Origin of the sequence: Polyangium sp. y55x31 (assembly GCF_029946505.1) — a bacterium.
GTDB lineage: Bacteria > Myxococcota_A > Polyangia > Polyangiales > Polyangiaceae > Polyangium.
The window spans coordinates 1-12,294 of record NZ_JARZHG010000027.1 but is presented as its reverse complement, the minus strand read 5'-3'; the positions used below and the strand labels follow the sequence as shown (position 1 = coordinate 12,294).

The following is a 12,294-nucleotide window of genomic DNA, read 5'->3' as shown; positions in this document are numbered from 1 at the left end:
GCAGAGGACGAACCATGACCGTACGGCTCACCCAGGTCGCCAAGCGCGCGGGCTGCGCAGCAAAACATCCGCCCGGCTACCTCTTCCCGCTCCTGCGGGGGCTGCCGCCGATCAGCGATCCGAACGTGATGATCGGGACGAGCACCGCGGACGACGCAGCCGTCTACCGGCTCTCGGCGGACACGGCGCTCGTGCTGACGACGGACTTCTTCACGCCCGTCGTGGACGATCCGTACGACTTCGGCGCGGTCGCCGCGACGAACGCGCTCAGCGACGTGTACGCGATGGGCGGCAGGCCCCTGACGGCGCTGAACCTCGTGGGCTTCCCGGACGACACGCTCGACGCCTCGATCCTCGCGGAGATCTTGCGCGGCGGAGCCGAGAAGGCCCGCGAGGCGGGGATCGATCTCGTTGGTGGTCATACGATCAAGACGGACGAGCCGATCTACGGCCTCGCGGTGACGGGCGTGGTGCATCCAGACCGCGTGGTGTCGAACGCGGGAGGTCGTCCGGGGGATTTGCTCGTGCTGACGAAGCCGCTCGGGATCGGGATCCTGACGACGGCGGCGAAGCAGAACAAGGATGCGCTCGGCGCGATCGGGAAGGCGATCCGGCTCATGTCGACGCTGAACCGCGCGGCCTGCGAGGCGATGACGGCCGTAGGCGTGCACGCGGCGACGGACGTGACGGGCTTCGGATTGCTCGGGCATCTGCGGAACGTGGTGGCCGCGAGCGGCTGCGGCGCGACGGTGTGGCTCGACGCGGTGCCCGTCGTGGAGGAGGCGTGGACCTACGTGCGAGAAGGCATCGCGCCCGGCGGGACGCACGCGAACTGGCGCTTCCTCAAGGACCACGTGACGTACGAGGACGGCATCGACAAACCCGCCGAGCTCGTGCTCTCCGACGCGCAGACCTCGGGCGGGTTGCTCATCGCGGTGGAGCCGTCGCGCGTCGATCAGCTCGTCGCCGAGCTCGAAGCACGCGGCACGCCGGCGCGGGCGATCGTGGGCAGGCTCGACGAGGGGCCGGCCGGGAAGATCCGCGTCACGGCGCGAGCGACAGGATGAACCCGTCCGCGTCGCCCGTGCCCGGCAGCGCCTGAGAGCCGCTCGGCAAGAGCTCGGTCTCGTACCAGCCCGACACGACGGCGCTGCCATCCGAGAGGGCCGCGATCGACGCAGGGACCTGCTGCTGCGGTCCGCTCAAGCTCACGGCCCAGACGACCTGCCCCTTGGGATCGAACTTCGTGGCGAACCCGTCCCAGGCCGAGTCCGCGACGTCGACGTTCACGAACGCGTTTTCCCCGAAGAACTCGAGCGCACCCGCGTAGAGGCCCGTCACGAGGACGTTGCCGTCGTCGTCGATCGCGACGCCGCGCCCGCTCTGCGTGGCAGCGCCTCCGAAGCGGCGGCTCCAGCGATGTTTGCCCGCGGGGTCGTAGAGGGCGACGAACATGTCGGCGCCGCCGCGGCTCTCGAGATCGGCGCCGCCGAAGCTCACCGTGCCCGCCATGTCCCCGGTCATCACGATCTCGCCGGTCTTGCTCGCCGCGACGCTGTAGCCCCGCTGGCGGGTGCCCATCGCGCCGTACGACTCGCCCCACACCGCCTCGCCGTCGGCGTCGATGAGGACGAGGAACGCGTCGCCTTGCCCCTTCGCCGTGAGCGCGAGCGGAGGAAACGCGAGCAGTCCCTCGGAGGCGCCGGTCACCGCGACCTTGCCATCACCCACGTGCGTGACGGCGATCGTCGGGTTGCGGTAGTCGAGATCCGCGGCGCGGCCCGGGCGGAGCGCCCAGATGTTGGTGCCCCCAGGATCGAACTTCGCGACGAAGAGATCCTGGTCGGAGACGGGCGTGACGACGCCCTTGCCGAAGTCGATCCCGCCCTTGGCGTACCCGACGACGATGATGTTGCCCTCGTCGTCGACGGCGACGTCCGTCGCGATCTGGATGTCCCCGTCGCCGAACTGCTTGACCCAGAGCGCGTTGCCGTCGGGATCGAACTTCGCGACGAACACGTCCGCGACGCCGTTCGCGTTGAGCGACGTGCCCGCGAGATCGAGGGCGCCCTGGAAGGCGCCGGCGATGACGACGTTGCCCGCGACGTCGATCGCGGCCGACACAGTCGAAAGCTCGCCGCTGCCGCCCACACGCGCGCCCCAGAGTGGGACGCCGCCGTCCGCGGGGTAGCGAAGGACGAGCACGTCAGTCCCGCCCGAGGTCGTGAACGGCGACATGGGGAGGCCCACGACGTCGAGCGTCACGTTGAACTCGACGGTCACCACGAGCGACTTGCTCTTCGGGTCGAACGACACGTCGCGAGCACGTTGCGCGGTCGACGCCGCGTCGCCGAACGTCCGGGCCCACGAGACGTCGGTCCCGACGACGGTCGAAGGGCCGCCCGGCCCCGTCGTGGGCCCCGTGTTGCCGCCGGCGCCGTCGCCGGGAACGGCATCGGGCGCCGCGCAGCCGAACGAGGCGATCGTCGTCGCGAGCGCGATTCCGAGCCGAACGAGGTTCGCGCGCTTCATCAGAAACGACCTCCGATCCCCGCGCCCGCGCCGTCCGGGCCGACCCACGGCCACGTCGTGAGCTTCGCCGTGCGCGGCACGCCCGTCTTCGGCGCCGTGACGAACCCGACGACGGCCGCCGAGAGCGCGGCCACGCCGCCCACGCCGAGCCCGATGAAGAGGGCGTTGTCGCGGTTCTTGCGCGTGTTGTCGTCCGCGGGGTCGTAGGCGGCCTGGGAGGGACAGTGCTTCGTGACGTCGCCGCCGCAGATGCCCGACTGCTTGCCCTCGACGTACGCCTGATCGATCCGGAACGCGGCGGCGCCCGCGAGCAGCGCGACGCCCGCGCCTCCGGCCGCCCACGCCCAGATCGGGATGCGACGGCCGCCCGCGGCCTCCTCGTCGGTGCGCAGCGCGATCGCGACGTCGATGACCTTGCCCTCGGCGACCTCCACGGTCTGCGTGAACGGCTCGTAGCCGGGCGCGTCGGCGCTGATCGACTGCGGGCCGGGATCCACGGGGATGACCGTGCCGAGCATGGCGACGGGCACGTCCTTGCCGTTGTGCGTGACGCGTAGTCCCGGGGGCGCGCCGCCGCTCAGGGCGATCTTGATGCGCGGCAGGCGCGGCTCGATCTTCGCGAGCCCCTTGCGCGCCACGTCGTCGAGCGCGCGCTTACGCTCCTCCCCTTGCGTCTCGCGGTTGAGCACGAGCGCGCGCTGGTAGGCCGACCACGCGAGCGCGAGTTTTCCTTCGTGCTCGTAACATCGCGCCATGTTGAGCAGCGTGCTCGCGGCCGGGTAGAGGATCATGCTCGCCTCGAACTTGGCGCAGCCCTCCTTCCAGTTGCCGCGATCGAGCAGATCCCGGCCCGCCTGAAAAAGCGCGGCCGCCGCGGGATCGGGGACCGACGCGCTCTGCGCCTCTGCGGCCCTCACCGGCGCGAGGACGAGCGGCACCACGAGACACGTGGCGAGCACGGATCCGACGCGCGCACGCAGCACGCCCGCCGAGCGGGTGTTCCGCGGGGAGCGAGCGACGTCTGGGCACGAAAGCGCGAGGGGTCCGCGTGGCTCAGAGCTCACGGAGCGGATCATACCCGGTTTGCTTCTTCGTCGTGCCTGCCTTGGACGTGGAGTTCGTCTTCGTGGTCGGCGTCGGGCTCACCGATTTGCCGGTGGTCGCGGCTGCCGGCGTGATGACGCTCGCCGACGAGGGCGCAGGCGACGTGGTCGTCGCCGCGGGAGGCGCCTCCGCCGTCGCGGCGCTCGAAGGTGCGCGGGCCTCGGGCATCACCGCGGCGACGGTGGGCGCGACGGTCGGGGCGACGCCACCCGCGGCCGTCGCGTTCCCCGGTGGCGAGAGGCGCAGGACGATCGCCGCGACGCCGATGCCCACGACGAACGCGACGAGCAGCACGGCCCCGATCGCCTTGCGGTTCGACTTCTTCGCGGGCGGCGCGGCCGGGCTCGCGATCGCCGCCTTGGAGTACGGTCCGTAGGGCGCAGCGCCCGGCGGGCGGAGCGCGGGCGCAGGCGGGAGCGGAGGCACCGGCGCGGGCATGCCGGGGCTCGACGAAGGCGTGCCCGGCACGGGCGGACGATAGAGCCCACCCGCGAGCTTGCGGGTCCCCGTCGCCGTGAGATCCCAGTCGCCGGTCGACGTCATCGGCCGCGCGTCGAGCGGCACGCCGAGCACCTGCGCGAGGGCGAGCACGAGGTCCGAGGCCTTCGTGTAGCGCCCTTCCGGCTTCGGCCACGTCGCGCGGACGAACCACGCATCGAAGGCCTGCGGCAGCTCGACGCCGTAGCGGCGCGCGCGCACCGAGGCCGGCTCCTTCGCGCCCTCCACGATGTGCAGAAGCAGCGTGTAGAGCGACTCGAGCTTGCGGCTCTCCTCGAGCCAGTACGGCTCGCCGACGAGCAGCGCGTAGGCGATGTGGGCGAGCGCGTAGAGGTCGGCGCGATGATCGATCGTGCCCTCGCCGAGGATCTGCTCGGGCGACATGTACGGCGGCGTGCCGAGGTTGATCGTCTGCTGCTTCATGCCGCCGTGCTGCCCGGAGGCGAGCACCTTGGCGATGCCGAAATCGAGCAGCTTGATGCGGGGCGTGCCGTCGTCGCGGTACGTGATGAAGATGTTCTCGGGCTTGAGATCGCGGTGCACGATGCCCGCGGCGTGCGTCTTGTCGAGGGCGCGCGCGGCCTGCGAGAGCACGAGGACGATCTCGGGCGGCGAGAGTTTTCCCCGGTCGCCGAGCACGTTCGCGAGGTCGTCTCCGCGCAAAAGCTCCATCACGAGGAAGGGCGCGCCGGTCTCGGCATCGACGTCGGCGTCGAACGTCTCGACGATGTGCTCGCTGACGATGTCGGCGGTGACCGTGGCTTCGAGCTTGAAGCGCTCGCGCATCTCGGGGCTGCCGACGAGGCCGGGCAGCATCACCTTGAGGGCGCGACGGCGGAGCGTCTTCTGGTCGATGACCTCGTAGACCGCGCCCATGGCGCCCGTGCTGACGCAACGCACGACCTCGTAATGGCCGTGGAAGATCTTGCCGGGGGCGAGCAGCCCCGCATCCGGTTCCGCCAAGGGATCTTCCTTCTAAGCGTGCGGTGTTCCGCTTTCAATAGCCGCGCCGCGCCGCCCGGCTCGTCTCGCGCGAGGCCGCCCGGCAGGCCGGAAACGGGCACACTCGGCCGAGCCTTTTCCGCAGCCCTTACAAATATTTACGACTATGCCGTGGGCACCGACACAAGGATGCGGCCGGATCCGTGGCGCTCGCAGCGGGGCCGCGCTAGACCCGCCGCCTGCCGAGGAAGTGATGCTCGACGACAAACTCCGCGAATGCCTGACCTTCGACGACGTACTTCTGGTCCCGGCCTATAGCGAAGTGCTGCCGAACCAGGTGGATGTACGGGCGCGCTTCAGCCGCCGCATCCCGCTCAACATCCCGCTCGTCAGCGCGGCGATGGACTCGGTCACCGAAGGACGCACCGCCATCGCCATGGCGCGCGCCGGCGGCCTCGGCATCATCCACAAGAACCTCACGGTCGCGCAGCAGGCGCGCGAGGTCGAGCGCGTCAAGCGCGCCGAGAGCGGCATGATCACCTCGCCCGTGACCGTGCGCCCCGACGAGTCGCTGCGCGACGCGCTCGGCGTGATGAACGAGCACGACATCAGCGGCGTGCCCGTCGTCGAGGGCGGCAAGCCCGTCGGCATCCTGACGGCGCGCGACATCCGCTTCGAAAAGAACCTCGATCAACCCGTCAGCGCGCTCATGACCCGCGAGCTCGTGACGGTGCCGCCCGGCGTCTCGAACGACCGCGCGAAGGAGCTGCTCCACGCGCATCGCATCGAAAAACTGCTCGTCGTGGAGAACGGCAAGCTGATCGGTCTCATCACGATCAAGGACCTCCTGCAGGCCGATCGAAACCCCGACGCGTTGAAGGACGAAGCCGGCCGCCTGCGCGTCGGCGCCGCGCTCGGCCCGGGGCCGGACTCGGACGAACGCGCGGAGGCGCTCGCGGCGGCGAACGTCGACGTGCTCGTCGTGGACACGGCGCACGGGCACTCGCGCGGCGTGCTCGAGACCGTGAAGCGCGTGAAGAACCGCTTCCCGCACATCGACGTGGTCGGCGGAAACGTGGCCACGCCCGAGGCGGTCGAGGCGCTCGTCGACGCGGGCGCGGACGCGGTGAAGGTCGGCATCGGGCCGGGCAGCATCTGCACGACGCGTATCGTCGCGGGCGTCGGCGTCCCGCAGATCACGGCGGTTTCCGACTGCGCGCGCGTGGCCGATCGGCACGGCATCCCGATCATCGCCGACGGCGGCATCAAGTACTCGGGCGACGTGACGAAGGCGCTCGCCGCGGGCGCGTGGAGCGTGATGGTCGGCTCGCTCTTCGCGGGCACGGACGAGGCGCCCGGCGACCTCGTGCTCTACCAGGGCCGCAGCTACAAGGTGTATCGCGGCATGGGCTCGCTCGGCGCGATGCGGAAGGGCTCGAAGGATCGCTACGGGCAGGGCGGCGCGGCCGACGAAAAACTCGTGCCCGAGGGCATCGAGGGCCGCGTGCCGTACCGCGGCTCGCTTCACTCGATCCTGTACCAGCTCGTCGGCGGCCTGCGCTCGGGCATGGGCTACACGGGCTGCGCGACGGTGGCCGAGCTCCGGCAGAAGGCGCGCTTCGTGCGGATCACGTCGCAAGGGCTTCGCGAGAGCCACGTGCACGACGTGATCATCACGGAAGAGGCGCCGAACTACCGCACGTGACGAGCGCTCGTCGGGGGCAGCGGCTTGTCGCGGCCCTCGGTGAGATCGAAGCGGTAGAGAAGGCCCACGCGAAAGAGGAGCGCGTTCGTCGTACCGGCGCCGGGCGCGCAGCCTTCGATGATCTCGCTCGAGAGGCGGTAGGCGTCGATCGATCCTTCGCCGGTGAACGAGACGGTTTTTCCGACCGGCACCTCGACGCCCGCGGAGGCGCGCAGGGCGAGGTTCAGGCTGTCCGTCGCCGAGCAGGAGAACGGCAGTCCGCCGCGAAGGCCGCCATCGAGGAGGAAGACGCCATCGGCATGCGCGCCTTGCCACACGGCGCCGATGCCCACGCCGAAGAACGGCAGGATGGGCTCGAGCCCCGAGAACCGCATGCGGACCGAGGCCCACAAGGTGTCGGTCGAGCGCGTGATGCGCACGGCGCCGAAGGGAACGACGCCGCTGTCCTCGCGGCCGAGGCCCACGTGCTCGTACGTGAGCCCGATCGACAGGGGGTGCATGAGGTAGGCGAGCCCGAAGCCGAACGTCCCCGCGCCGCGCTGCGTGACCGGGAAGAGGGGCGCGTCGCCGAAGCGAACGCCGCCGCCGATGGAGGCCGAGAGGTCGACCCCGGTCTGTCGCGGCTTCTTCGGCTGGGCCGGCTGGGCGGTCTGGGCGGCCGCCTCCTCGGCTCCGAGGAGGGACACGAGGAGGGCGGCGAGGCCAAACGCACGGGCCTTTGGGGCCTTCAGGGCAAGCGGGAACATGCCCCGAGCCTTACGCTGGATATTTCTTCGTTGGCAAGGACGGACGATGCTTGACCAGCCGGCCGCCTTTTGCCATCTTCGCCCGCGGAGAGGTGACCGAGAGGCCGAAGGTGCCTGATTCGAAATCAGGTGTACCCTCACGGGTACCGCGGGTTCGAATCCCGCTCTCTCCGCACAGACCAGCGTAAACGTGACGCGCGCCGATGGCCCCAAGCTGCCGGCGCGTTGTCACGAGTGCGCTTGGAGAGGTGACCGAGTGGTCGAAGGTGCACGACTGGAAATCGTGTGTACGGCAACGTACCGCGGGTTCGAATCCCGCCCTCTCCGCCGAAGATGCTGAAGCAAAAAGGGTCTGCCATCGGGCAGACCCTTTTTCGTTTTGTCTACCAACCGTTGGACGTCAAAACGACTTCAGGTTCGACACGATCCGCTTCGAGATGACCACGCGCTGGATGTTCCCGGTGCCCTCGAAGATGTCGTAGACCTTGATGTCGCGGAACCACTTCTCGAGCAGCGCGTGCTCGTTCGAGAGCGTCCCGTGCGCGCCGCAGATCTCGATCGCGTCGATGCACGCGAGCGTCGCCGCCTGCCCCGCCGCGGCCTTCGACATGCTCGCTTCCTTCGCGTTCGGGATGTTCATGTCCGCGAGGTACGTCGCGCGATGCACGAGCAAGCGCGCCGCCTCGAGCCGCCGCCCGATGCGCGCGAGCATCGAAGCGATCGCCGCGTACCTCGGGATCGGCCGCGAGAGCACGTAGTTCTGCTTCACGAAGTCGCGCGCGTACTCGTACGCCGCGCGCCCGATGCCCACGGCCATCGCCGCCACGAGCGGCCGCGTGTTGTCGAAGGTCTTCATCGCCGTCATGAAGCCTTCCTTCGATCGATACGCCTCCTCGCCGCCGAGCAGGTTCTCCTCCGGCACGCGACAGTCCTCGAGCACGAGCTCCGCCGTCTCGTTCGCGCGAAGCCCCATCTTGTCCTCGATCTTGCCGACCTCGAACCCGGGCGTCCCCTTCTCCACGACGAACGCGCGATGCCCCGCGCGCCCGAGCGACGGATCCACGGTCGCGAAGATGACGGTCCACACCGCGCGACCGCCGTTCGTGATGTAGCACTTGCGCCCGTTCAGCACCCAGTGCGCGCCGTCCTTGCGACAGCTCGTGCGGATGCCCGCCACGTCGCTGCCCGCGCCCGGCTCCGTCAGACCGTACGCGCCCCACTTGAGCGGGCCCGTGTCCATGTCGCGGAACATCCCGAGGAAGCGCTTCTTCTGCTCCGGCGTCCCCGTCGCGCGCACCGGCGGCGCGCCGAGCCCCGGACCCGGCATGCTGAGCGGGATCGCCGCGTCCGCCCACGCGAGCTCCTCCGCTGCGATCACCGCCGTCCGGTTCGACTCCGAGGGCTTGCTCGGATCACGCTCCTTGCGCGGCACGCCCTCCTGGAACTCCGCGATGTCGTCCGAGCGGAAGCCCCTCGACATCATCATGAAGTTGCGCAGGAACGACTCCGGCACCTCCTTGTTGCGATCCATGTCGAGGCTCATCGGCCGGATCACGTGACGTCCGAGCGAGTGGAGCGCCTCTTTCAGCTCCTGTTGCTTCTTGCTCAAAGCAAATTCGATCATCGTCGGCTCCTCGTTCGGTCCGTCAGGTGAAGATCGCCTGCGTGTCGGGGGTGGGCAGCACGAGCGCGGGGTCGAGCTTCTGCCCGAGCTCGATCGCGCTCGCGAGCTGATCGAGCTCGGCGGCCGTCGGCGCGGCGAGCATGAGCTGCTTCGCGTCGCGCATCAGCTTCTCGGCCACGAGGTCGCGGATGAAGCCCGAGCCGCCGAAGAGCTGCACGCAGTCGTCGGCCGTGCGCATCGTCGCCTCGAACGCGTGCGCCGCCGCGCGCGCCGACGCGAGCAGCGCCTCCCGCTCGGGCAGAGCCGCGTCCCACGCCGCCGCCGCTTTCCACACGAGCCAGCGCGACGTCTCCACGTCCATCGCCCGATCCGCGAGCGTGAACGCGACGGCCTGGAAGTGACCGATCGGCTTTCCGAACGCGACGCGCGTGTCGCAGTGCTCGCGCGCGAGCTCGAACGCGAAGCGCGCGAGCCCCACCGCCCGCGCGGCCACGACGAGCGCGTGCTTCACGAAGAAGCGCAGCGCCGCGCGGGTAAAACCATCCTCGCTTCCATCGCCGTGCAGCCGATCCGCCTCACGCACGACCGCACCCTCCAGCACGACCTCGCCGAAGCTCGCCGCGTCGAGCCCGAGCGTCTTGTGCCGCTCCCCCACGCGGAGCCCCGGATTGTCCCGCCGCACCACGAACGCGCCGATCCCGCCCCACCCGCGCTCCGGCTCCACCTGCGCGAACACGAGGAACCGATCCGCGAGCGCCGCGTTCCCGACGAACGCCTTCTTCCCCGTGATCCGATACCCCTCGTCGATCCGCTCGGCCTTCGTCGTGAACCCTTCGTGCGTGCGACACGGCGCGGGCTCGCTCCAGGCGACCGCGCCGAACCGGTCCCAGCCGCCCTCGTCGGCGAAGCCGGCGAGCAGCTCCGCGGCGCGCTCCGGCCCGCCGAGCTCGATCACCGCGCGCCCGAACGCGCCGGGCCCTGCGAGGCCGAACGCTGCGGCTGCGTCGGCGGCGCCGAGCTCCTCCTCGATCAGCACGGAGGTCACGAGCCCTTGGCCCTGCCCTCCGGCGGCCTCGGGAGCCGTGACGAGCCCGAGGCCCATCTCGTGAGCCGTGCGCCGGATGTCCTCGGGCACGCCGCGCGCGTGCTCGAGCTCTCGCGTCCGGGACAGAAGCGTGGTTTTCGCGAATTCCGCCACGGCTTGCTGCATGAGCCGCTGGTCTTCGGTCGGTTCGAAGGCAATCATGGGTCCGAGCAAGGTCGGCCAAGGGTGACCCTGCCGTCAACGCGGCGGGTTTTACGCACTCGGCGGTGGGGTAGACGGGTAGTCGACGGGTGGATCACGAACGATCCGATGCGGTTTTGCCCTCGTCGATCCTTGACAGACCGTCACCCCGCCTGTAGAAGTTGCGCCCCTTTCAGCTAGCCGGTGTCCCTCGGAGTCCGAGCGATGAATCCAGTCCCCAAGTCGTACAGCGCGAAGCCTGCAGAGGCGCACGCAGATCGTAAGTGGTGGGTGATCGATGCGGAGGGCAAGCCCCTCGGCCGCCTCGCCTCGCAAGTCGCGACCATCCTGCGCGGCAAGAACAAGCCCACGTTCACGCCCCACGTCGACACGGGGGATTTCGTGATCATCGTGAACGCCCAGAAGGTGGCGCTCACGGGACGCAAGCTGGAGCAGAAGCAGTACGTCCGGCACAGCGGTGAGCCGGGTGGTTTCCGCACCGAGGCGTACGGCCACCTGCTCGAGCGCAAGCCTGAGCTGCCGATCGTGAAGGCGGTCAAGGGCATGCTCCCGAAGAACGTCCTCGGCCGTGAGCTCATCACGAAGCTCAAGGTGTACGCCGGACCGGATCATCCCCATGCTGCGCAGAAGCCGCAGCCCCTTGCGTGAACTGAGGCCGATCCATGCCCGAGAACAATCGCATCTACGCTACCGGTAAGCGCAAGACGGCCGTCGCGCGCGTGTGGATCTCGCCGGGCTCCGGCAAGATCTCGGTGAATGCTCGCGGCGCGAACGACTACTTCGTGCGCGAGACCAACCAGATGATCATGCGCCAGTCGCTCGAGCTCCTCGAGCTCGTCGATCAGTACGACGTGCAGGCCACCGTGTCCGGCGGCGGACACAGCGCCCAGGCCGAGGCGATGCGCCACGGCATCGCGCGCGCCCTCTGCCTCGCCGATCCGGAGCGCCGCGCCTCGCTGAAGCGCGCCGGCTTCCTGACGCGCGACGCGCGGAAGAAGGAGCGCAAGAAGTACGGTCAGCCGGGCGCCCGCAAGCGCTTCCAGTACTCGAAGCGCTGATCGCTCTTCGCTCGGTCCCCAGAACCCCCTCTCCGCAAGGACAGGGGGTTTTGGCGTTTTGTCCGCTCGACGTACGCCGGTTCGGGCGCGCTCAGTCCAGCTTCACGAGCTCGGCGCGCTGCACGGAGAGCCAGTCCCGCGCGATCACCTCGTCCGCGAAGAAACGCACGTTGAGCTCGCTGCGCGTGAGCAAGCGTGCCGCGCGCATGGTCAGGTCCACGAGCATCTGCGTGTAGCGGCTGCCGCCCGCGATCGCGATCGCGCGGTTCTTCGTGCCGGTCCCAGGCTCGGTGCTCGCCTTGCGCGCGTCCATGGTCGAGCTCACCAGGCCCGAGATGTCGACGAGCGCGAGCAAGTACGTCTTGCCCACGCTCCACTCGGCCTCCGCGCGGCGCAGCGCCCGGAGATGGTGCCCGTCGACGACCCCGCCGAGGCGATAGATCACGAGGTCGGGCTCCTCCACCTCGAGCACGCAGTCGCCCGCCCGTGCGATCTGCACGGACTTCCGGAACTCGTTGCGGCTCAAAGGATCTCCCGGCCGCTCAATGCGCCTCGGACTCCTCTCCCGGATCGTCGGGAGGCGCGTCGGGCGCAGGCGCTGCCGGAGGCTTCTTGCCGGGACCCGCGATCGGCGTCGCCGACGACGGCCCCATGGGCAGGCCGTTCAAGAGCGGCGCGGGGATCGGAATCCCGCCGCCTTCATCATCGTCGTCGCCCGTCTCCTCGACGAAGCCCGGCGCCGTGGCTGCGGCCGGCTCCCCCGCCGGCTGCGACGGCGGCGCGCCCGGCGTGGCAGGCGCGGCGGCGCTCCCCGCGGGCGACGGCGGCGCGCCCGGCGC

11 protein-coding genes, 2 tRNA genes and 1 pseudogene are annotated in these 12,294 nt (G+C 70.0%); 6 read left to right on the top strand and 8 right to left on the bottom strand.

What is annotated here, in order from left to right:
- The first annotated feature begins 14 nt into the window (after positions 1–14).
- Positions 15–1,067 carry a selenide, water dikinase SelD gene (gene selD, locus QHF84_RS34365; protein ID WP_281317738.1) on the top strand — a complete coding sequence of 351 codons (1,053 nt, stop codon included), beginning with the start codon at positions 15–17 and terminating at the stop codon, positions 1,065–1,067.
- Here the strand turns inward: selD and QHF84_RS34360 are convergent.
- The 3 genes from QHF84_RS34360 to QHF84_RS34350 form a co-directional block, all read right to left on the bottom strand.
- On the bottom strand, positions 1,045–2,532 hold the full coding sequence (locus QHF84_RS34360; RefSeq protein WP_281317737.1) for an SBBP repeat-containing protein: 1,488 nt from the start codon (positions 2,530–2,532) through the stop codon (positions 1,045–1,047). The genes selD and QHF84_RS34360 overlap by 23 nt on opposite strands.
- Positions 2,532–3,491, bottom strand: a complete 960-nt coding sequence (locus QHF84_RS34355) for a hypothetical protein (protein ID WP_281317736.1) — start codon at positions 3,489–3,491, stop codon at positions 2,532–2,534. The genes QHF84_RS34360 and QHF84_RS34355 overlap by 1 nt, the downstream gene beginning before the upstream one ends.
- A 94-nt stretch (positions 3,492–3,585) precedes the next feature.
- Positions 3,586–5,097: a serine/threonine-protein kinase gene (locus QHF84_RS34350; protein WP_281317735.1), complete on the bottom strand. Its 1,512-nt coding sequence runs from the start codon at positions 5,095–5,097 to the stop codon at positions 3,586–3,588.
- Positions 5,098–5,329: 232 nt separating this feature from the next.
- On the opposite strand from QHF84_RS34350, the gene guaB reads away from it, so the two are divergent.
- On the top strand, positions 5,330–6,781 hold the full coding sequence (gene guaB / locus QHF84_RS34345) for an IMP dehydrogenase (RefSeq protein WP_281317734.1): 1,452 nt from the start codon (positions 5,330–5,332) through the stop codon (positions 6,779–6,781).
- Here guaB and QHF84_RS34340 read toward each other — a convergent pair.
- Positions 6,769–7,527: a hypothetical protein gene (locus QHF84_RS34340; RefSeq protein WP_281317733.1), complete on the bottom strand. Its 759-nt coding sequence runs from the start codon at positions 7,525–7,527 to the stop codon at positions 6,769–6,771. The genes guaB and QHF84_RS34340 overlap by 13 nt on opposite strands.
- 86 nt (positions 7,528–7,613) lie before the next feature.
- Here QHF84_RS34340 and QHF84_RS34335 point away from each other — a divergent pair.
- Both QHF84_RS34335 and QHF84_RS34330 read left to right on the top strand, forming a co-directional pair.
- A tRNA-Ser gene (locus QHF84_RS34335) sits at positions 7,614–7,700 on the top strand.
- 69 nt (positions 7,701–7,769) lie between these two features.
- Positions 7,770–7,854: transfer RNA gene (locus QHF84_RS34330), tRNA-Ser, on the top strand.
- Positions 7,855–7,927: 73 nt separating this feature from the next.
- Here the strand turns inward: QHF84_RS34330 and QHF84_RS34325 are convergent.
- Together QHF84_RS34325 and QHF84_RS34320 are read right to left on the bottom strand one after the other, a co-directional pair.
- Positions 7,928–9,151 carry an acyl-CoA dehydrogenase family protein gene (locus QHF84_RS34325; protein WP_281317732.1) on the bottom strand — a complete coding sequence of 408 codons (1,224 nt, stop codon included), beginning with the start codon at positions 9,149–9,151 and terminating at the stop codon, positions 7,928–7,930.
- A gap of 22 nt (positions 9,152–9,173) precedes the next feature.
- On the bottom strand, positions 9,174–10,397 hold the full coding sequence (locus QHF84_RS34320) for an acyl-CoA dehydrogenase family protein (RefSeq protein ID WP_281317731.1): 1,224 nt from the start codon (positions 10,395–10,397) through the stop codon (positions 9,174–9,176).
- Between the two features lie 204 nt (positions 10,398–10,601).
- Between QHF84_RS34320 and rplM the strand changes: the two genes are divergently transcribed.
- Both rplM and rpsI read left to right on the top strand, forming a co-directional pair.
- Positions 10,602–11,045 carry a 50S ribosomal protein L13 gene (gene rplM / locus QHF84_RS34315; RefSeq protein ID WP_281317730.1) on the top strand — a complete coding sequence of 148 codons (444 nt, stop codon included), beginning with the start codon at positions 10,602–10,604 and terminating at the stop codon, positions 11,043–11,045.
- A gap of 14 nt (positions 11,046–11,059) precedes the next feature.
- Positions 11,060–11,455: a 30S ribosomal protein S9 gene (rpsI, locus tag QHF84_RS34310; protein WP_136927400.1), complete on the top strand. Its 396-nt coding sequence runs from the start codon at positions 11,060–11,062 to the stop codon at positions 11,453–11,455.
- 91 nt (positions 11,456–11,546) lie between these two features.
- Here rpsI and QHF84_RS34305 read toward each other — a convergent pair whose 3' ends face one another.
- A complete protein-coding gene (locus QHF84_RS34305; protein WP_281317729.1) occupies positions 11,547–11,954 on the bottom strand; it encodes a hypothetical protein in 408 nt (135 codons plus the stop codon).
- A 43-nt stretch (positions 11,955–11,997) separates the two neighbouring features.
- Positions 11,998–12,294: pseudogene (locus tag QHF84_RS34300) on the bottom strand (response regulator); the annotation flags it as partial.